The sequence below is a fragment of the Streptomyces sp. NPDC059895 genome, assembly GCF_042731035.1.
Taxonomy (GTDB): domain Bacteria; phylum Actinomycetota; class Actinomycetes; order Streptomycetales; family Streptomycetaceae; genus Streptomyces.
In genome coordinates this window covers 1-18,735 of sequence record NZ_JBHWKO010000033.1, presented here as the reverse complement: position 1 = coordinate 18,735, position 18,735 = coordinate 1, and the positions used below count along the sequence as shown (strand labels likewise).

Sequence of the window (18,735 nt, the reverse complement as noted above, 5' to 3'; positions counted from 1 at the left end):
GTGCGAGGAGAGGGTCGCCGGGCCGCACCGGTCACCGCAAGGGGCTCGGTCACACGCGTCGGCGAACACAGGGGGAAACGTGAGGAGTTACGGGCCGTCGGGAGTCGTCACGACGGACCGGAGGGCGCCGGGCCGGCCGCCACCGAGCCGGTCACCGGGCTGGTCACCAGGCTGGTCGCCGGGCTGACCGTGGAGCCGGCCGTGGAGCCGGCCGTGGAGCCGCCCTCCGCGTCGTCGCGCGGGAGGGCGGCCCGGGGGCTCAGGCCTCGGACAGCAGCGGGTCGTAGGCCGTCGAGCGCCGTCGGCCGGACATGAAGGAGAGGAAGTCCTGGACGAACGCGCCCCGGGAGTACGTGCCGTCGGCGTCGGTCATCTCGCGCCGGAACCCGGTGCGGAACAGGGTGCGGTACTCGGCGGCGTCGATGGACCGGTTGCCGTCCGCGTCCGTCACGTCGAAGAGGACCTCGGCGACCCTGATCAGGGCGGGACCGGCGAGGGACGGAACGGCGGACGCGTACTCGTGCCGGCTGACGCGGCCGTCGCCGTCGCCGTCGAGGGCCGCCTGGAGCTCCCGCCACCAGTCGGCATACGCGTCGTAGAGCCTGGTCTCCTCCGGTTCGTCCAGGTCGAGGCGGCCGGAGATCTCGCGGGCCATGGCCGCCAGGTCGGGCCAGTCCAGGTAGCCGTCCCCGGTCTGGTCGAGCACCTCGTCGAAGAACTCCGCGGCGGTGCGCTGTGCGGGTCCGCCGTCCTCGTCCTCGGCGGGACCGTCCGGTTCGGTGAGGGGTGTGATCAGCCTGAGCAGGGCGCCGGCCCGTTTCATCCGCTCGCTCAGTGCCGCCAGGGTCCTGGCCCGGGGGTCGTCGCTGTCGGGCGAGAGCGAGAGCAGGTCGGACACGGCTCGGCCCTGGATCCAGCCGTCGGGGAGGAAGCGCGCCAGGCCGATCGCCAGATAGGCGCCCTGGGTCAGGGTCTGGGCGCCGGGGATCTCGGGCAGCCCCGCCCGGCGGCGGAAGGGCTCCGGGAGGGACGCCACGGTGATCGCGCCGATGACGGGGCCGGCGAGCGCGCGGCCGGCCGCCCAGAGCGTGGGCAGGTTGCCCAGCAGGGGCGGCGCCGGGAGGTGGTCGAAGAGCCGGTAGAGGATGATGCGCAGGGCCTCCGTGTTCTCCAGCTCCTCCTCGACGACACGGTCGTAGTACGGCCAGAACTCGCGCACCGTGGGCGGCAGACGGCCGGCCTCGTCGCCGAGGGCCGCGTGGAACGCCCGGAACTCGGTGTAGAGCCGTTCCATGGTGGCCTGTTCGAGGGGCTGACCGCTCAACCGGCACATGGTGACGGTGCTTTCGAAGAGCGTGGCCACCACCCAGGCGCGGGCCTCAGGGTCCAGGGCGTCGTAGGGCCGGTCCTGATCGTCGACGCCGTTCAGCCGGGCGTGCAGCCGGTTGAGCCGTGCCGCCTCCCGCTGCCGGACGTCCTCCTCGGCGCCGAACATGCGCTGGAGGCTGAGCAGTGTGTTGCGCAACCGCCGCCACGGATGCGTGACGAACGTCGAACTGTCCATCAAGGCCGCGCCGACCTGCGGGTGGGCGGCCTCCAGTACCGTCGCCCGCACCACCGCCAGCGCCCAGCGCGGGTCGTCGAAGAACTCGTGGAACTGCGAGCCCGGGCCGAACAGCGGTAACTCGGCGTCGCTGTCGTGGGGGTCGCCGCTCGTCGTGCGGTCGGTCATAACCTCTCCGTTCACGGTCGGGGTTCCTGGTTCGCGTTCGGTGCCACGCCGCCGAAGCGGCGTCGGCGCTGCTGGTAGGTACGCAGACACGCCAGGAAGTCCGTCGCCCGGAAGTCGGGCCAGAGGACCTCCGGGAAGATCCATTCGGCGTAGGCGACGTGCCACAGCATGAAGTTGGAGATGCGCTGTTCACCGGAGGTCCGGATGACGAGGTCGACGTCCGGTGTGTCGGGGAGGGGGAGGTGGGCGGCGAAGCTGTCCTCGGTCACCTCGTCGGCCGGCACTCCGCGCCGGATGAGCGCGCGTGCCGCCTCGACGATGTCGCTGCGTCCCCCGTGATCGAACGCGACGGTCAGGGTCATCCCCCGGTTCCCGCCGGTCAGGGTCGCCAGGTCCGCGAAGTCCCGGGCCAGCGGCGCCGGGATGCGGGGGTCGGCGACGCCCAGGAAACGGCAGCGGATGCCCCGCGCGTGCAGCAGCGCCGCGTGCTTGCGCACCACGCGGCGCACCAGCCGCATCAGGAAGTCGACCTCGTGGCTGGGGCGGCGCCAGTTCTCGGTGGAGAAGGCGTACAGGGTCAGCCACTCCACGCCGGCCGTGCGCGCCGCCTCGATGACGTCGATCACCGTCGCCTCCGCCGCGCGGTGGCCCGACGTCCGGGGCAGCGACCGCTGTGCCGCCCAGCGGCCGTTGCCGTCCATCACGCAGGCGACGTGCCGTGGGGCCTTCGCCCGCCCGCCCCCGCCCTCGCCGCCCTCGCCGTCCACGCCGGGGCGGGGACCGGGGACCGCCGGGCCGGCCGCAGCGCCGCCGGCCCGTTCGTCAGTCACGCGGGCCCCTCATGACCGTCACGGCGCCCTCCGTCCGACTCGCGTTCCCCCACCGCCGGTCAGCAGAGTGCCGGGAGCACGTCACCGGGTCGTGGCGATCAACGCGTATTCACCCGTACGCGATCACCGGCGTACGGCCGCCCGACGAACACACGCGCGAACACACCTGCGCGCGCACCCGTACCCGCACGGTCGCACCCGTCCCCGCTCGGTCGCGTCCGTCCGGGTGGCGTCGGCCCGCCGGCGAACCGACTTCGGCCCGGCCGACGTTGTGCAGGACCCATCCGTCATCATCGGGAAAGGTTTCTCCATGCGACGTACGCTGCTGTTCTCCGTCTGCGCCCTCATCACCGCCGCCGCCACCGGGTTCTTCGCCACCACCGCCATCCGGAGCCGCTGAGGCATCACGGCACCGCGGCGGCACCCCCGGCAACATCACGTCGGCACCCCGGCTGCACCGCGGCAAGGCAGCGGCCGGTCGGCTCCGGGGTCCCTCTTCGGCTCCCTCGTCCACACCGTTCGTCCCCTCCCCGGCCGGCTCCGCCGAGTGGCTCAGCGAACGCGGCCCGGCCCGGCCCGGCTCGGAACACGTCGGAGGGCCCGGCGCGGGCTGCCGTTCCGCCCACCATCGCCGGGCCCTCGTCCACGTCCACGTCCCCGTCCACGTCCACGTAGGGCGGCGGACCTGCCGGCCGCCGTACGCCCCCGCGCCGGGTTCCGGCGGGCGCCGGGTTCCGCGCGCGTCGGGTTCCGGCGGGCGTCGGGTCCGCGCGCGTCGGGTTCCGCGCGTCGGTCAGCCGGCGTTCCGGTCCGGTCCGCCGGCGGCCCGGATCGCCGAGCCGTCCGGTTCGCCGTGCCCCTCCCAGGGCCGGGCGAGACCGGCCAGGGCGGCCGCGGCGGCGGCCACGGCGACCAGCATGACCAGTGCCATCGGGAGGGAGCTGTGCTCCCCGAACAGACCGACCAGGGGGGAGGCCAGCGCACCGAAGAGGAACTGGAGCCCACCCAGGAGCGCGGAGGCGGCCCCCGGGGCCGACCGGCCCACCGCCTGGCCGATGCTCATGCCGGCCGGGAAGACCAGGCCGATGCCGGCGGCGGTCACGAACAGGGTGATCCACGTGCCGACGAGGGTCTCGCCGACGGTCACGGCCAGCAGGACCTGGGCCAGCGCGCCCAGCAGACAGACTCCGACACCGGCCGAGAGGAGGGTGTTGAGCCGCCGCCTTCCGGCCAGGCGGGAGAAGACCGCACCGCTGAGCAGCATGCCCACCGCGTTGGTGGCGAAGATCAGGGAGTACGTCGTGGCGGAGACCCCGTGCAGGCTCTCGAAGACGAAGCTGGAGCCGCTGATGTAGGCGAACAGCGCCGCCGAGACGAAGGCGATGACGAGGACGTAGCCCATGAAGGCGCGGCGGCCGAGCAGCGAGCCCATCGCGCGGAAGGTGCTCGTCAAGCCGCCGCCCTGCCGCCGCTCCGGCGGCAGGGACTCGGGGACCGCGCGCACCACGGCGAACAGCAGCAGGGCGCCCAGCACGGCCAGTACGGCGAACACGGCGCGCCAGGTGGAGAGGCTGAGGATCACCCCGCCGAGGACCGGCGCGGCGACCGGGGCCACGCCCATGACCTGGGAGAGGACCGCGAAGTAGCGCGGCAGTTCCGCACCATGGAAACGGTCCGTGAGCACGGCCCGGGCCAGGACCATCCCGGCCGCTCCGGCCACGCCCTGGAGGAAGCGGGCGCCGGTGAGCACGGTGACGTCCGGCGCGACGGCGCAGACGACGGAGAAGAGGACGAACCCGGCGGCTCCGGACAGCAGCAGCCGGCGCCGCCCCAGCCCGTCGCTCAGCGGGCCGATCAGCAACTGGCCGACGACCAGGCCGGCCAGGAAGGCGGTCATCGTCAGCTGCACCGCCGACGAGCTCGTACCGAGCGCCTCCCCCATGGCGGGGAAGCCGGGGACGTACATGTCGGTCGCGAGCGGGGCGACGGCGGTGAGGGCGCCCAGCACGGCGACCAGGGCGACGGCGGCCCGCCGGGGCAGCGGGGCGGGGACGGTCGAGTCGGCCTCCGTGGAACGGTGCGGGGCGGGCTGTCGGGTCGAGGGCGGCGATACCATGCCCGCAAAGGTATCCGATAGTTCACCCGTTAACAATTCTTGGAAGGCCGAGCCGCATGCCTCCCTCCCCCGCCGAAGTCCGCACGCAGTGGGCCCGGGGCAACCCGGACCTGGACACCTCCCCGATGGAACTGGTGGCGCTCCTCAAACGCGCCACCGGTCTGCTCGACCGAGCCGTCGAGCCCCTCTACGAGGGCGCCCCCCTCACGGCACCCGAGGTCGACATGCTCGTCCCGCTCCGCCACGCCACCGACCCGCTGATCGCCCGCCGCCTCGCCGCCGACCTGGGCCTGTCCCGCGCGGGCGTCAGCAAGACCCTCGCCAAGCTGGAGAGACGCGGCTTCGTCACCCGCACGCCGCACCCGGCAGACCGCCGCGCCGCCCTGGTCACCATCACGGAGGCCGGCGCCCGGGCCGTCGACGACCTCTTCCCCCGCCAGCTCGCCGCCGAGGTCGCCCTGCTGGCGAGCCTCGGGGACGACCGGGAGTGGGTACTCAAGGCACTGGTGCGTCTGGTCGAGGCGATGAGGATCGGTCGGGCCGCGACCGAGTGACCGGCGGGAGCCGCACGGTTAACGTGACTCGTATGTCCGATATGCCACACCCCGGTCACGGTACGTCACCGACACCCGCGCAGCGGCGGGCCCGGCTCAAGGAGTCACCGCTGCTGCCCGCGGCCGTGCTCGTGCTGATCCTGACGGCCGCCGCGGCCCTGTTCGCCGGCTCCTACACCTACTCCATGGCCGACCCGACGCCGCGCTCCATCCCCACCGCGGTCACCCGCGACTACGGGCAGGCCGCTGCGGGCCGTCGGTTCCTCGACGGGCTGGAGGAGTCGCTGAACGCGGCGGTGAAGGTCCACGTCTACGACACGGCGGCCGAGGCCAGGACGGCGGTGGAGGAGCAGCGGGTCTTCGCGATCCTCGACGTGCGGGACGGCGACCGGGTGACGCTCGACCTCTCCTCGGCGTCCGGAGCCTCGGTGGCCGAGGTACTGGCCGAGACGGCCCCCGCCGTGGGCAGGCGGACCGGGATCTCCGTCACCGTTCGGGACATCAACCCCCTCCAGGAGGGCGACCCCCGGGGGCTGGCGATCTTCTACATCTCGCTCGCCGCCGTGATCATCGGGTTCGTCGGCGCGATCCAGTTGAGCGTGCACGCGCGGGCGCTCACCCCGTTCGAGCGCATCGCCTTCACCGCCCTGTACGCGCTGCTGGGCGGGTTCGCCATCGCCGCGACGGTGGACTGGCTGCTGGGCGCGCTGGACCTGCCGTTCGTCGAGTCGTGGCTGATCCTGGCGTTCACGCTGTTCACGAGCGGCATGGTCTTCACCATGTTCAACACGCTGGTGGGCCGCTGGGCGATGCTGCCGACCTGGGGACTGATGGTCCTGCTGGGCAATCCCTCGTCGGGCGGCGCGGTGTCGTGGCCCCTGCTCCCCTCGCCCCTGGGCCTGATCGGCCGCTGGCTGCCGCCCGGCGCCTCGGTCAACGCCCAGCACACGGCGGTGTACTTCGCCGGCCACCAGCACGCCTTCCCGTTCCTGGTGCTGGCCGGATGGGCGCTGGTGTCGTGCGCGGTCTTCTGGACCTGGCGCCACCGCCACCCCGGCGGCCGGGAGACCCGCCCGGCGCACGCCGCGACCTGACGGCACGCACCCGCGCGTCCCGGTGCCGGGCACAGGCCGTGTCCCGGTGCCGGGCACAGGCCGTGTCCCAGTGCCGGGCACACGCCCGTTCCCAGTGCCGGGCACACGCCCGTTCCCAGTGCCGGGCACACGCCCGTTCCCAGTGCCGGGCACACGCCCGTTCCCAGTGCCGGGCACACGCCGCGCCCTCGCATGAGCCGCCCTCCGGCGGGGAACCCGGTGGCCGCTGTCCCGTGTCCGGTCAACGTTTGTCTGGAGAGGACCATGAGTCTGCTGCGTCTGCTGGGTCGCCCCATGCTGGCCTCGATGTTCGTCTCGGGCGGCCTGCACTCCCTGCGCGCGCCCGGGCAACTCGCGCCGGTCGCCGAGTCCGTCGTACGGCCCGTCACCGAACGGGTGGCGGCGCTTCCCAACCGCACCGAGGACGTCGTGCGGCTCAACGGGGCAGCGCAGGTCGCGGCGGGCCTGCTGCTCGCCACCGGTCGCGTCCCGCGGGTGGCCGCGCTCGCCCTCGCCGTCACCCTGGTGCCCACGACCCTCGCGGCCCACCGGTTCTGGGAGATCGAGGATCCCGGCGAGCGCGCCCAGCAGCGCATCCACTTCCTGAAGAACGCCTCGATGCTGGGCGGACTGATGATCGCGGCCGGGGACACCGCCGGCCACCCGTCCCTGGCGTGGCGCGGCCGGCACGCCGCGCGGGACGTCCGGCGCGAGACCCGGCTGGTGCGGCGGTCGGTGCGGGCCACCGCCCGTCCCGCGGCCGCCGCGGGCGCGGTCCGCGCCAAGCTGACCGGCTGACCGGCTGACCGACTGACTGCCCGGTCGGCCCACCGGCCCACCGGGGCGGGGTCGCCCGGGACGCCGGTCACCTCACGGCCGGGCGGCCGCCTCGAGTTCCCGCTTCAGGTTGCGCAGGGTGACATCGATGTTGCGGGTCTGGAATTCGGCGAAGGTGCGGCCGCCGGTCACCGCCCGGTCGAAGGCGTTGGCCACCACGGTCGGCCAGGCCCGCCGGTCGTCCGTCCAGGACTCCGTCACCCGCACCCCCTGCCCCTCCGGCGCGAACAGGTACTCCCAGGTGGCGATCGGCCCCCGCAGTCGGGGGCGGTCCAGCCCGATGGCGTGGACCCGGAACGCGAACCGGCGGCCGGGGTCGGCCGCCGTCACCGTGCACAGCGTGGTCCAGCGGAACGGCCCCCGCTTGTTGCGGCCCTCGAACCTGGTCCCCGCCACCGCCCGCTCCCTGGGCGTCCGCTCCGAGGTGCCGAGGTTCTCCGGGCTCCACCGGCCCATGTCGGCCGGCTGGCTGATCGCCTCGTACGCCGACCGCGGCGGGACGTCGATCAGGATGCTGCGGGTCACGGTGAAGATGCGGGCCGCCACGGGGCTCCTCCGGTGGACGCACGAACTTACTCACGGGTAGCCCAGATGGTACGTGCCGTCACGGACCGGCGGAACGCCCCCGCCCCCGGGTCCCGCGCGGAGGGCGGGCGGCCCTGCCCTCAGCCCTGCAACCGCAGTTGCATGAGCGTGAGGTCGAACCACTTCCCGAACTTCCGGCCCGCCTCGGGCACCCGGCCCACCTCGGTGAACCCGAACCGCTCGTGCAGCCGGACCGACGGCGCGTTGCCGGACTCGATTCCGGCGATCACGCTGTGGTGGCCCGCGTCGCGCGCCGAGTCGATCAGCGCGGACAGCAGCGCGCCGCCGATGCCCAGGCCCTGGCTGCCGTCACGGACGTAGACGGAGTTCTCGACGGTGTCGCGGTATCCGTCGAGCGGGCGCCAGGGGCCGTAGACCGCGAAGCCGACGACCCGGCCGCCGGCCTCGGCCACGAGCGCCGAGCCGCGCGCCAGGTGCGGGGCGAGCCAGGCCCGCGCGTCGGCCGGGGACTGCTGGGTCTGGGTCCACAGCGCCGTGGAGGTCGCCACCGCGTGGTTGCGGATGGCGCGGACGGCCTCACCGTCGGCTTCGGACGCCCGGCGGACCCGTACCGCCTCGCCCTTCTCATATATTGTCGCCATGTCCAACATAGTAGATCCCCTGGTGGAGCGGATCGCCGCCCGTGTCCGCGCCGAGCGGGAGCGGCGGGGCTGGACTCTGACCCAGCTGGCCGAGGCCTCCGGTGTCTCCCGGGCCATGATCAACCGGATCGAGCGGGGCGACAGCAGCCCCACGGCCGTCGTGCTCGGCAAGCTGTCGGCCGCCTTCCGGCTCAGCGTCTCCTCGCTGCTGGCGCTCGCCGAGGGCGAGACGCGACCGGCCGGCGGTGGCCCGGGAGGCGTGCGCCGCCACGAGGACACCGCCGAGTGGCGCGATCCCGGCACCGGCTACCGGCGGCGCCAGATCACCGGACCGGGCTTCCCCGTCGAGACGGCGGAGATCCGGCTGCCCGCCGGGGCACGGGTGGCCTACCCGGCGGCCTCCTTCGCCTTCGCCCGGCAGGTCGTCTGGGTCCTGGAGGGCCGCCTGACCTTCCACGAGGGAGACACCGTGCACGCGCTCGGTCCCGGCGACACCGTGGAGCTCGGCGAGCCCGCGCCGTGCACCTTCGCCAACGACGGCGACGCCGAGTGCCGGTACGTGGTCATCCGCGCGCAGGCCGACCGGCCGTGAGCGGCCAGGCCCTGCCCCGCCACGGCACCGTGCTGCTCGCCGGGACGGCGGCGACGGCGATCGCCAACAACTACGCCCTCCAGCCGGCCCTGACCGACGTGGCGGCCGACCTCGGCCTGTCGGCCACGGTGACGGGACTCGTGCCGACGGCCGCCCTCGTCGGCTGTACGGCCGGGTTCGCGCTGCTGCTGCCGCTCACCGACCGGGTCGCCCCGCACCGGCTGGTCGGCGTCCAGCTGTGCGCCCTCGCCGGGGCCCTCGCCCTCGCCGCCACCGCCCGGCACGCGGCGGTCCTGCTCATCGCCTACCTGCTCGTCGGCGCGACGGCGGGGGTCGCGGCCCAGTGCGGTGCCCTCGCGGGCCGGTACGCCGCGCCCGGCCGGCGCGGCACGGCCATGGCCACCGTCGCCACCGGGCTGTCCGCCGGCATCCTGCTGAGCCGCTGGGCCGGAGGCACCCTCGCCGACCTCCTCGGCTGGCGGCGCATGCTGCTGGTCTTCGCCGGCCTCGTCCTGCTCGGGGCGCTCGCCACCGCCCGGCTCCTGCCCCGCGAGCGACCGCGTGCGCCGGGCGGCTACCTCGCGGCGCTCGCGGGACTCGCTCCCCTGCTGCGCCGGCACCGCTCGCTGCGCCACGCCGTGCTCACCGGCGGACTGTGGTACTTCGCCTTCAACGTCGTCTGGGTGGGCCTCGCCCTCGCGCTGGCCCGCCCGCCCTACGCGCTCGACGCCACCGCCATCGGCCTGTACGGGCTGGCCGGGCTCCTGGGATTCGTCGCGCTGCCGTTCACCGGGCGCCTGGTCGACCGGTACGCCCCGTCCCGGGTCATGGCCGCGTCGATGCTGGTCGCGGTGGTCGGCACGGCCGTGCTGGCCACCGGTCTGCACACCCCCGTGGTCACCGTGCTGGGGCTGGCCCTGTTCGACGCGGGCTGCTTCGCCGCCCAGGCCGCCAACCAGAGCCGGATCGTCGCCGTCGATCCCGACCGCGCCGGCGGCCTCACCGGCGTCTACCTCGTGCTGTACTTCGCCGTCGGCGCACTGGGCACGGCCGCCACCGCCCCGTTGCTCTCCGCGCTCGGCTGGTCGGGCACGGCCCTCGTGGCCGCGGCCGCCCTCCTCGGCGCCGGGGCCCTCGCCGCCCCGGGCGCCCGGCACGCCACGACGGCGGACGCAGGCCCCGAGCCCCGCTGACGGCCGCCCGGGCGGCCCGGTCCGCCACCGCCGGTGGCTGGGTCCGCGCTGGTCCGCAGCCACCGACGGTGAGGCGCTCCCGGCCGGCCACCGACGGTGAGGCGCTCCCGGCCGGCCGGTCCAGCGGCCTGGACGGCGGGCACCGCGGACGGCGTCACGGTGGTGACCGGCCCGCTCCAGGGGGCCACCTCCGTCCGCGGAGCAGACCCAACGGCTCGGCATTACAGTGAACTGATCGAGGGCCTTCCGACCACACTCGAGAGCCGGCGATGACAGGTCACGCGAGCTCCCACCGCCCCGGCCAAGGACCTGACCACGGTCTCGGACCCGGCTCTCTCCTGACCGGGCGGGCGACGGCCGTACTGGACGCCCGATTCCGGTTCGTCGGATGGAGCCCCGAAGCGGAGATCCTTCTGGGGTACCGGCCGGAGGAGGTGCTGGGACGGACCGCTGACGACGTCCTCGGGGAGGAGTTCACCCGAGCGACACCGCGCGCGGCCGACGGCCGGGAGGCACCGGGCCCGACCGGGGCGTACGGGATCCGGTCGATACGCCACCGTGACGGCCGTGCCCTGCCGGTCGCGCTCAGCCTCGGCCCGCTCCCCCGGGACCTGTGGCTGATGGTGGCGATGGACGTGGGGCGGCTGCACCGGCGCACCGTCGACCGGGCCGTGCTGGCCGGGCTCTACCACCAGTCACCGGTGATGCTGGTCGTCTACGACACCGACGCCCGGGTTCAGTGGATCAACGACGCCATCGAGACGGAGTTCGGCATCAGTCTGGAGGAAACCGCAGGCCTGCGCGTGCCGGAGATCCTGCCGGAAGGGGTGCTGCTCTCCCCGGAGGGCCGGGTCCTACGAGATGTCGAACAGCCCATCCGGGACGTCCTGCGTACCGGACAGCCGGTGACGGACATCCGCTTCCAGAGCACCACCCGCCTCGATCCGCACCATCGGCGCTTCTGGTCACTGTCCTACTTCCGTCTGCACGACGACTCCGGACGGACGATCGGGGTGTGCGAGGTCGGCCTCGACATCACCGACCGCTACGCGGCACGGGGGCGTCTGTCCCTGCTGAGCCGGGCGAGCGGAGGCATCGGCACGACCCTGGACATCCGGCGTACGGGCGAGGACCTGGCGGGGCTGGTCGTTCCCGAGTTCGCGGACGCGATCACCGTGGAGGTGCTGGAGCCCGTGCTGAGCGGCCAGGAGCCGCCTTCCGTCGGCCCCGACGCTGCTCCGGAGCTGCGGCGAGTGGCGCATCGCGCGCGCGACGAGGCGGCAGGCGGTGTCGCGGACGCCGTGGACGACACGCGCCTGCGCTGCCTGTCGGACGCCGCGTCGCTCGTCGACCCCGCCACCGGCGCGCTCGTCGTACCGCTGACGGCGCGAGGCGTCGTGCTCGGCGTGGCCGTCCTCGTACGGACCGCGCCGCGCGATCCCTTCGACACCGATGACATGGCGGTCGCCGGGGAGCTGGTCTCCCGCACCGCGGTGTGCCTGGACAACGCGCGCCGCTACGCACGCGAACACGCCACCGCGCTGACGCTGCAACGCGACCTGCTGCCGCACGGTCTGCCCCGGCCGACAGGGGTGGAGATCGCTCACCGTTACCTGCCCGCGGAGGGACCGGCCGGCGTCGGCGGGGACTGGTACGACGTGATTCCGCTCTCCGGCGCCCGGGTGGGACTGGTCGTGGGGGACGTGGCGGGGCACGGCCTGGGGGCCGCGGCCACCATGGGCCGGCTGCGCACCACGGTCGCCGCCCTGGCGGCACTCGACCTCGAGCCCGGCGAACTGCTCGCCCGCCTCGACGACCTCGTGGCCCGCGCCGGGTCACCGCCCTCGGCAGACCTCGCGGACGAGGATCAGGCGCTGGGCGTGACCTGCCTGTACGCCGTCTACGACGCCGTCTCCCGGCACTGCGTCATGGCGCGGGCAGGTCATCCGCCCCCGGCACTCGTCACGGCCGACGGCCGCACAGAACTCGTGAGCCTTCCCTCCGGCCCACCGCTGGGCCTGGGCGGCCTACCCTTCGAGAGCACCGAGTTCGACCTGTCCGAGGGCAGCGTGCTGGCTCTCTTCACCAACGGGCTCGTCGCAAGCCGCCGGCGGGACATCGACACCGGCATCAGCGCCCTGTGCGACACGCTGTCCCAGGTCGGGTCCGGCCCTCTGCAACAAGCCTGCGACGGTGTCGTCGGTGCCTTGCTGTCCCGGTCGCCCGAGGACGACGCGGCCCTGCTGCTCGTGCGCGTTCACGCGCTGCCCGAGGACCGGGTGGCGACGTGGGACATACCCGTCGACTCGGAAGAGGTGGCCCGAGCCCGGTCATTGAGCCGGGACCGGCTCGCCCGGTGGGGTATGCCGGACGAAACGTCGTTCGTCCTCGAACTCGTCGTCAGCGAACTGGTCACCAACGCGATCAGGTACGGCGGCGCCCCCGTCCGCCTGCGGCTGATCAGAGACCGGGGGCTGATCGTCGAGGTGTCGGACGGTGGCCACACCTCCCCGCACCTGCGCAGGGCCGCCACGGAGGACGAAGGGGGCAGGGGCCTGTTCCTCGTGGCGCAGGTGACCGAGCACTGGGGAACGCGCTACACGTCGACCGGTAAGACGATCTGGACGCAGATGCCGTCGGAACCGCGCGGGCTGCCCGCTGCGGCTTACGGCTTCTGACCTGCCCGCGCGGAGGCGTGCGGGCGGCTGCGCGACGGCTCCGCCCGTCTCACGGACGGCGGGGGGCCGGCTGGTCCCGCCATGCCTTGCGGGGGACGGCGGGTGCGTCGTGGCCCCCGTCCACGCCCGGTGCCGGCGGGGCGTGGACGGGGGCGTGGTTCACCCGACGAGCTGCTGGATCCAGCTCAGGGTGCGGGCGAAGACGTCCTCGACCTCGTCGTCGGACAGCCCGTACCAGACGTGGTCCGCGCCCGGGACCGTCCACAGGTCCACCGAGGCCCCGGCCTCGCCGAGGCGGGCGGCGAGCAGACGGCTGTGGTCGCAGTCGACCATGGAGTCCTTCTCGCCGTGCACCAGCAGGAAGGGCGGAGCGCCGGGGCCGACGTGGGCGACGGGACTGGCCTCCCGCGCGCGGTCGGGCACGTCGGCGGGGGCCGCGCCGAGCAGGAGCGCCTCGGGGGTGCGGGGGTCGTCGCCGTACCGGGTGAGGTCGCTCGGCGCGTACCAGGCGACGGCACCCCGCACCGGCGGGGCGTCCGGGGACAGGGCGAGCATCGAGGCGAGGTGCCCGCCGGCCGACTCGCCCCACACCACGGTGCGGCCGGTGTCCGTACCGAGTTCGGGGGAGCGCCGTTCGAGCCAGCGCAGGGCGCCGACCAGGTCGTCCAGCTGGGCGGGGAAGACCGCCTCGCCGGTGAGCCGGTAGTCCACGGAGGCGACCGCCAGACCCGCGGCGGCGAGCCTGGCGAACGGGCCGGGCTCCCACTGGCGCATCCGGTACCCCATGTCCTCGCGCCGGCCCCGGCGCCAGCCGCCGCCGTGCACGAAGAACACCAGGGGGGAGGGCGGCCCGCCGGGGCGTTCCGCCGGCAGCCACAGGTCCAGCTCCGGCGGGCGGACACCCGGCACGTCCGCGTAGGGCACCCCGCGCAGGAGGCGGACGCCGTCGGCGAGGACCGCGGCGGGCGGCAGCGGGGCCTCGTCGGGGTGGGGCGCCGCGATCAGGGACCGCAGGTCCGGCTCACGACTCATGGGTGCGCCACTTGTGGTCGGGGAGGAAGTTCACGTCGTACCGCTGGGGCACGGTGCCGAACTTGTGCGGTTCGGGGACGTACGGCTTCTGGGGCAGGCCCAGCTCCTCGGTGGGCGTGCCGAGGTTCTCGAAGAACCGCTCGAACGTGCCGCCCGGACCGGCGGCCACACCGACGATCCGGCTGTGGTGGCGCTCGATGCGGTAGGCGTGCGGGCAGTTCTTGGGGACGAAACCGAAGTCGCCGGCCGTCAGCAGCTTCTCGTGCTGCTCGCCCTCCAGGTCCTCCACGAACAGCCGCACCGCGCCGTCGGTGATGAAGAAGACCTCGTAGGTGTCCGGGTGGGAGTGGGCGGGGATGATGTCGCCCTTGGGGCCCTCACAGGTGAAGAAGTTGAACGTGTTCTCCGTCTGCTCCCCGCCCGCGTAGACGGTGAACAGGTCCGTGAACAGGTGGGCACGGTCGCCCATGCCCCGCTCGATGAAGTACGGCTTGCCCGGCTCTGGGGGAATCTGCGAGGCACGGCGGTAGGGCGTGGCGTACTCGAAGGTCATGGGTCTCCTTGGTTCGGCTCGAATGTCAGTGAGGCTGACATATGAGTCGGGGGATGTGCAAGACTTCGCTGACGTTTTCCCATCCGATATCCCATCCGATGCCGAGGAGCTCATGAACGCCGGACGCCGCAACCTGCCGCAACTGCTGGGCGAGGGGCGCAGATGGTTCGAGGACGCCCTGCTCACGGCCCTGGAGGCGGCCGGGGCGGAGCAGGTGTCGTCGACCCAGTTGCAGCTGTTCGCCGCCCTCGACGAGCGGGGCACGACGGTGTCGGAGCTGGCGCGGCGCATGGGGGTCACCCGGCAGACCGCGCACAAGACCGCGCACACCCTGATCGCCATGGGCCTGCTGGAGCAGGCACCGCACCCCGCGTCGGCGCGTCAGGTTCTGATCCGCCGCACACCGAAGGGCCGGCGCGCCCACGAGCGGGCGACGGGCGTCCTGGAGGGGCTGGAGCGCGTGCTGGCCGAGCGAATAGGCGAACGGTCCGTCGCGGAGCTGCGCGCCTTGCTGGAGATGCCCTGGGGCGAGCCCCCGGACCCCTCGGTCCCAGACGAGTGACCGACGGACCCCTCGGCTCCCGGGAAGGGATCACTGGCCCCTCGGGTGCCCTGGGAAGCGATCACCGTCACCCGCCCGGCCGTCCGCGACAGCGCCGACGGGGGGACTGCCCGGCCGCGGGAGTGTCGGAGCGCCGCCACCGCGACTCCGTACTTACTGTCAGTCGATATGACTTCACTCAACGCATGCGGCCGGCGTCACGACCGCAGACCGCTGAAGGCAGCCCGCTCGGCACTGGGGCTGACGCTGCCGCTCGCCGCCCTGCTGGTCCTCGCGGCGCCCGGCGCCCGAGCGGCCACGGCCGCACCCGCGGACGCCGACTGGAACGCCATCGCGCGCTGCGAGTCGGGCGGCGACTGGCACGCGAACACCGGCAACGGCCACTACGGCGGCCTCCAGTTCACGCAGTCCAGCTGGGTCGCGGCCGGGGGGCTCAAGTACGCGCCCCGCGCGGACCTGGCGACGAAGCGGGAACAGATCGCCGTGGCCCGGCGCCTCGCGGCCCTTCAGGGCATGAACGCCTGGTCCTGCGCCTGAGGGCGGGGCGTCTCCCGGCCAGGACGCCCCGCCGGGAGACGCCCTGCCGGGAGACGCCCTGCCCCCGGCGGCGGTGTTCACTCGCGTACGGCCGTCACATCACCGTTGACGGTGGTGAGGGTCATGCTGCGTCCCCCGGCGGCGCCGTCGGTCGGGACGGTCACGGACGGACGGCCGTTTGCGGTCCTGGCGGTGACCCGGTAGGCGGGGGCGTCGGCGGGCACCGAGACGCCGACCGAGCCGTTGGTGGTGGACGCGCCGACGGTGTCCGGAGCGTAGGCGCACCCGAGCGTCACGTCGCCGTTCACGGTGTGGGCGTGCACCTCCAAGCCCCGCACGGCCGTGGCCGCGACCGAGCCGTTGCGCGTGGCCAGCCGCAGGCGGGCGTCGTCGCGTCCCGAACCGGACACGGTGACGTCGCCGTTGACCGTGCTCAGATCCAGTTCGGCGTCGACGCCCACCGCCTCGACGCCGGCGTTGCGGGCGAGGACGGTGACGACCGCGCCGGCCGGGACGTCGACCTCCGGCATCCTGGGGCAGGCCTCCCCCTCGGTCTCCCCCTCGGCCTCCCCGTTGCGGTCCCCGTGCGCGCAGGACAGGTCCACGACCCAGGTCCCGTCCCGCTGGGTGACGCGACGGTCGACGCGCCGGTCCACGGCGAGCCGTTCGCCCTCCGCCGGCCGCAGGCGCAGTCCGTTCTCCGTCGTGATGAGGAAGGCCGGCGGTGATCCGTCGACGCCTTCCGCCACGGCGAGCGGGGCGGTTCCGTCCGGGTCGCCGCCTCCGCACGCCGTCATCAGGGCGAGGGCCGACGGGAGCAGGACGAGGCCGCGCAGCCGGGTGCGTGTCTTTGCCTCCATGACGGATCGGCTTCCCCGTCCGCCGCGATGCGTGCCTGCGAGACGGCGGACCCTGCCGCCACGCCCCTTTCCGGGCCCGGCGGCAGGCTTTCCCTACGCGGCCGGCAGCCCGGTCCCCGCACGGGTGATCGCGCGCAGCAGACGGTCGGCGTAGGCGCGGAACCGTTCCGCCATGTCGAAGTCCCGGGGTGCCGACGCCCAGCGGATCTGGAGCCCGTCCATCACCGCGAAGGTCTCGTCGATCACGGCGGGGATGTCGACGTCGGGCTTCAGCTCGCCCTGCTCGACGGCCCGCCGGAGCGTGGCCGACGCCATCGAAGCCAGCTCGGCGTAGCGGCGGTCGAAGTACGCGTGGGCCGGATGTCCGGGGTCGCCCGCCTCGGCGGCGAGGAGGTTGAACATGCGGGTGCGGCCGGGGCGGGCGGCGTTGTGGGCGACCAGGTTCAGCAGGGTCCGGTAGTGGGCGGTGGCCGACTCGGACTCCTGGGCGAAGAACCGCTCCCTGTCGTGCTGCTCGGCGCGCTCCAGGACCTGCACCAGGAGGTCCTCCTTGCTGCGGAAGTGGTGCAGCAGCCCGCCCTGGGTGAGGCCGGCGTCCTTGGCGATCCTGGCGAGGGAGGAGGCGTGGAACCCCCACTGGGCGAAGTGCTCGACGGCGGCGTCCAGGATGCGCAGGCGCCGCTCGTCCCCCACGGTGTACGACCCGCGAGCCGCCCGGTCGGCGCCCCTCCTGCTCTCTGCGTGCATGCCGTCACCCTAGGGCCTGGCGTCCGGGTCCACCCAGCCGGCCCACAGCCGCGTCCCAGCGGGCGGAGCCCGTCTCCCCGGCGGGGCGGAGCCCGTCTCCCCGGCGGGGCGGACCCCGTTCCGGCACCTGTGGGGTGACCGTCGGTTACACGAGCCATCGGGCCGAATGTTTCAAGCCCCGTGCAGGGTGATTCAAGCCACGCACGAGAAACCTACTACCCACTCGGTTTTCCTGTTTCCCTATGGCGGAGCGGCGACGGCGCCGCCCCGTCCCCATGGAGAACCGCCATGACCATGAGCCATGACGCCCCGCTCGGCGCCACACCGGCCCCGGCCGACGGCCCCTCCGTCTCCCCCGCCGATCTCTCCGCGGCTCGACCGGACGACGAGACCCCCGCGCCCGCACGGCTGGTGCTCGCACTGGCACTGGCCCAGTTCGGCGCCTACGTCGCCGTCCTCACCCCGGTCATGGTGACCCTCGCCCTCCGGGTCAGCCAGATCGTCCCCGAGGCCGACCGCGGTACCGCCCTCGGGCAGGTCCTCTCCCTGGGCGCGCTGCTGGCGATGCTCGGCAACCCGGTCTTCGGCGCCCTGTCGGACCGCACCACCAGCCGCTTCGGGCGCCGCCGCCCCTGGCTGGTGGGCGGCATGGCCGCCGGCCTGGTGGGTCTCACGATAGTCGCCGCCGGCGGCAGCGTCCCCCTGCTGATGCTCGGCTGGGCGGTCGCCCAGCTCGGCATCAACGCCTGCCTGGCCGCGCTGACGTCGTGCGTCCCGGACCTGATCCCGCCCCGGCAGCAGGCCCGTGTCTCGGGCGTCATCGGCCTCACCATCTCCCTGGCCATGGTCGCGGGCACGGTCCTCGCGCAGGTCTTCAGCGACTCGCTCGCCCTGGCCTTCCTGGTCCCCGGCGTCATCGGCCTGGCCACCGTCGTCCTGCTCGCCGTGACGATCAAGGACCGGCCCGCCCGCCCCGGCGCCTTCGCGCCGTACACGGTCCGGACCTTCCTGCGCAGCTTCTGGGTCAACCCGCGCCGGCACCCCGACTTCGCCTGGAACTTCGCCGGCCGCTTCCTGGTCTTCACCGGCGCCTCCTGCGTCACCAGCTACCAGGTGTACTTCCTGATGGACCGCCTCGGCTACGACGCCGACGCCGTCACCGACAAGGTGCTCGTCGGCACCGTCGTCATGGTCGCCGCCACCGTCGTGGGCTCCGTCCTCGGCGGCCAGCTCTCCGACCGCTCCGGCCGGCGCAAGCCCTACGTGCTGGGCTCCTCGCTCGTGATGGGCATCAGCCTGGCCCTGCTCGCCACCGCGCAGTCCTTCACCCTGTACGCCGTCTCCCTGGCCGTCTTCGGATTCGGCCAGGGGCTCTACCTCGCCGTCGACATGGCGCTCGCCGCCGCGGTGCTGCCCAACCCCGAGGAGTCCGCGAAGGACATGGGCGTGCTGAACATCGGCAACGCGCTCCCCCAGTCCCTCGTCCCGATCATCGCTCCGGCCTTCCTGGCGATCGGCGGAGGCGGCAACTACGGCGCGCTGTTCCTCTTCGGCGGGATCGCCGCCGCGCTGGGCGCCGGCGCCGTCCAGCTCGTCCGCTCCGTCAAGTAGCGCCTCGCCCCCGACACGGC

The 18,735-nt window shown here is 73.9% G+C and carries 18 protein-coding genes; 9 read left to right on the top strand and 9 right to left on the bottom strand.

Features of this window, described 5'->3' with window-relative positions; genetic code table 11:
- Positions 1-259 precede the first annotated feature (259 nt).
- The 3 genes from ACFV9M_RS29660 to ACFV9M_RS29650 all read right to left on the bottom strand — a co-directional run bounded on the left by ACFV9M_RS29660 (position 260) and on the right by ACFV9M_RS29650 (position 4,678).
- Entirely contained in the window at positions 260-1,732 is a 1,473-nt protein-coding gene (locus tag ACFV9M_RS29660; protein WP_385076382.1) for an oxygenase MpaB family protein, read from the bottom strand.
- A gap of 11 nt (positions 1,733-1,743) precedes the next feature.
- Complete coding sequence (gene uppS, locus ACFV9M_RS29655) at positions 1,744-2,499, bottom strand: polyprenyl diphosphate synthase (protein WP_385076413.1); 756 nt, start codon at positions 2,497-2,499, stop codon at positions 1,744-1,746.
- A gap of 856 nt (positions 2,500-3,355) precedes the next feature.
- Positions 3,356-4,678, bottom strand: coding sequence for a multidrug effflux MFS transporter (locus ACFV9M_RS29650; RefSeq protein WP_385076379.1), 1,323 nt, complete (start codon positions 4,676-4,678; stop codon positions 3,356-3,358).
- Between the two features lie 56 nt (positions 4,679-4,734).
- On the opposite strand from ACFV9M_RS29650, the gene ACFV9M_RS29645 reads away from it, so the two are divergent.
- From ACFV9M_RS29645 to ACFV9M_RS29635, 3 genes are all read left to right on the top strand, one after another.
- Positions 4,735-5,232 carry a MarR family winged helix-turn-helix transcriptional regulator gene (locus ACFV9M_RS29645; RefSeq protein WP_385076376.1) on the top strand — a complete coding sequence of 166 codons (498 nt, stop codon included), beginning with the start codon at positions 4,735-4,737 and terminating at the stop codon, positions 5,230-5,232.
- Between the two features lie 32 nt (positions 5,233-5,264).
- On the top strand, positions 5,265-6,326 hold the full coding sequence (locus ACFV9M_RS29640) for an ABC transporter permease (RefSeq protein ID WP_385076373.1): 1,062 nt from the start codon (positions 5,265-5,267) through the stop codon (positions 6,324-6,326).
- Positions 6,327-6,590: 264 nt separating this feature from the next.
- A complete protein-coding gene (locus ACFV9M_RS29635; protein ID WP_385076370.1) occupies positions 6,591-7,124 on the top strand; it encodes a DoxX family protein in 534 nt (177 codons plus the stop codon).
- Positions 7,125-7,196: 72 nt separating this feature from the next.
- Here the strand turns inward: ACFV9M_RS29635 and ACFV9M_RS29630 are convergent, their stop codons facing one another.
- Positions 7,197-7,709 (bottom strand): SRPBCC family protein, encoded by a 513-nt coding sequence (locus ACFV9M_RS29630; protein WP_385076368.1) that lies wholly within the window; start codon positions 7,707-7,709, stop codon positions 7,197-7,199.
- A gap of 119 nt (positions 7,710-7,828) precedes the next feature.
- Entirely contained in the window at positions 7,829-8,350 is a 522-nt protein-coding gene (locus ACFV9M_RS29625; RefSeq protein ID WP_385076366.1) for a GNAT family N-acetyltransferase, read from the bottom strand.
- Between ACFV9M_RS29625 and ACFV9M_RS29620 the strand changes: the two genes are divergently transcribed.
- The 3 genes from ACFV9M_RS29620 (at position 8,349) to ACFV9M_RS29610 (ending at position 12,813) form a co-directional block, all read left to right on the top strand.
- Complete coding sequence (locus tag ACFV9M_RS29620) at positions 8,349-8,942, top strand: helix-turn-helix domain-containing protein (protein ID WP_385076363.1); 594 nt, start codon at positions 8,349-8,351, stop codon at positions 8,940-8,942. The genes ACFV9M_RS29625 and ACFV9M_RS29620 overlap by 2 nt on opposite strands.
- Entirely contained in the window at positions 8,939-10,135 is a 1,197-nt protein-coding gene (locus ACFV9M_RS29615; RefSeq protein ID WP_385076360.1) for an MFS transporter, read from the top strand. The genes ACFV9M_RS29620 and ACFV9M_RS29615 overlap by 4 nt, the downstream gene beginning before the upstream one ends.
- Before the next feature lie 338 nt (positions 10,136-10,473).
- On the top strand, positions 10,474-12,813 hold the full coding sequence (locus ACFV9M_RS29610; protein WP_385076410.1) for a SpoIIE family protein phosphatase: 2,340 nt from the start codon (positions 10,474-10,476) through the stop codon (positions 12,811-12,813).
- A 159-nt stretch (positions 12,814-12,972) separates the two neighbouring features.
- Here ACFV9M_RS29610 and ACFV9M_RS29605 read toward each other — a convergent pair whose 3' ends face one another.
- Together ACFV9M_RS29605 and ACFV9M_RS29600 are read right to left on the bottom strand one after the other, a co-directional pair.
- Positions 12,973-13,845 carry an alpha/beta hydrolase fold domain-containing protein gene (locus ACFV9M_RS29605; RefSeq protein ID WP_385076358.1) on the bottom strand — a complete coding sequence of 291 codons (873 nt, stop codon included), beginning with the start codon at positions 13,843-13,845 and terminating at the stop codon, positions 12,973-12,975.
- Positions 13,835-14,398, bottom strand: coding sequence for a quercetin 2,3-dioxygenase (locus ACFV9M_RS29600; protein WP_385076355.1), 564 nt, complete (start codon positions 14,396-14,398; stop codon positions 13,835-13,837). Before ACFV9M_RS29600 ends, ACFV9M_RS29605 begins: the two co-directional genes overlap by 11 nt.
- A 112-nt stretch (positions 14,399-14,510) precedes the next feature.
- Between ACFV9M_RS29600 and ACFV9M_RS29595 the strand changes: the two genes are divergently transcribed.
- Together ACFV9M_RS29595 and ACFV9M_RS29590 are read left to right on the top strand one after the other, a co-directional pair.
- Positions 14,511-14,960 (top strand): MarR family winged helix-turn-helix transcriptional regulator, encoded by a 450-nt coding sequence (locus ACFV9M_RS29595; protein WP_385076353.1) that lies wholly within the window; start codon positions 14,511-14,513, stop codon positions 14,958-14,960.
- A gap of 168 nt (positions 14,961-15,128) precedes the next feature.
- Complete coding sequence (locus ACFV9M_RS29590; RefSeq protein WP_385076351.1) at positions 15,129-15,497, top strand: transglycosylase family protein; 369 nt, start codon at positions 15,129-15,131, stop codon at positions 15,495-15,497.
- Between the two features lie 77 nt (positions 15,498-15,574).
- On the opposite strand, the gene ACFV9M_RS29585 is transcribed toward ACFV9M_RS29590, so the two are convergent.
- Complete coding sequence (locus tag ACFV9M_RS29585; protein WP_385076348.1) at positions 15,575-16,357, bottom strand: DUF4097 family beta strand repeat-containing protein; 783 nt, start codon at positions 16,355-16,357, stop codon at positions 15,575-15,577.
- 93 nt (positions 16,358-16,450) lie between these two features.
- Positions 16,451-17,104, bottom strand: coding sequence for a TetR family transcriptional regulator (locus ACFV9M_RS29580; RefSeq protein ID WP_385076345.1), 654 nt, complete (start codon positions 17,102-17,104; stop codon positions 16,451-16,453).
- Between the two features lie 288 nt (positions 17,105-17,392).
- Here ACFV9M_RS29580 and ACFV9M_RS29575 point away from each other — a divergent pair, with 288 nt between their 5' ends.
- Complete coding sequence (locus tag ACFV9M_RS29575) at positions 17,393-18,715, top strand: MFS transporter (RefSeq protein ID WP_385076344.1); 1,323 nt, start codon at positions 17,393-17,395, stop codon at positions 18,713-18,715.
- Positions 18,716-18,735: the final 20 nt, after the last annotated feature.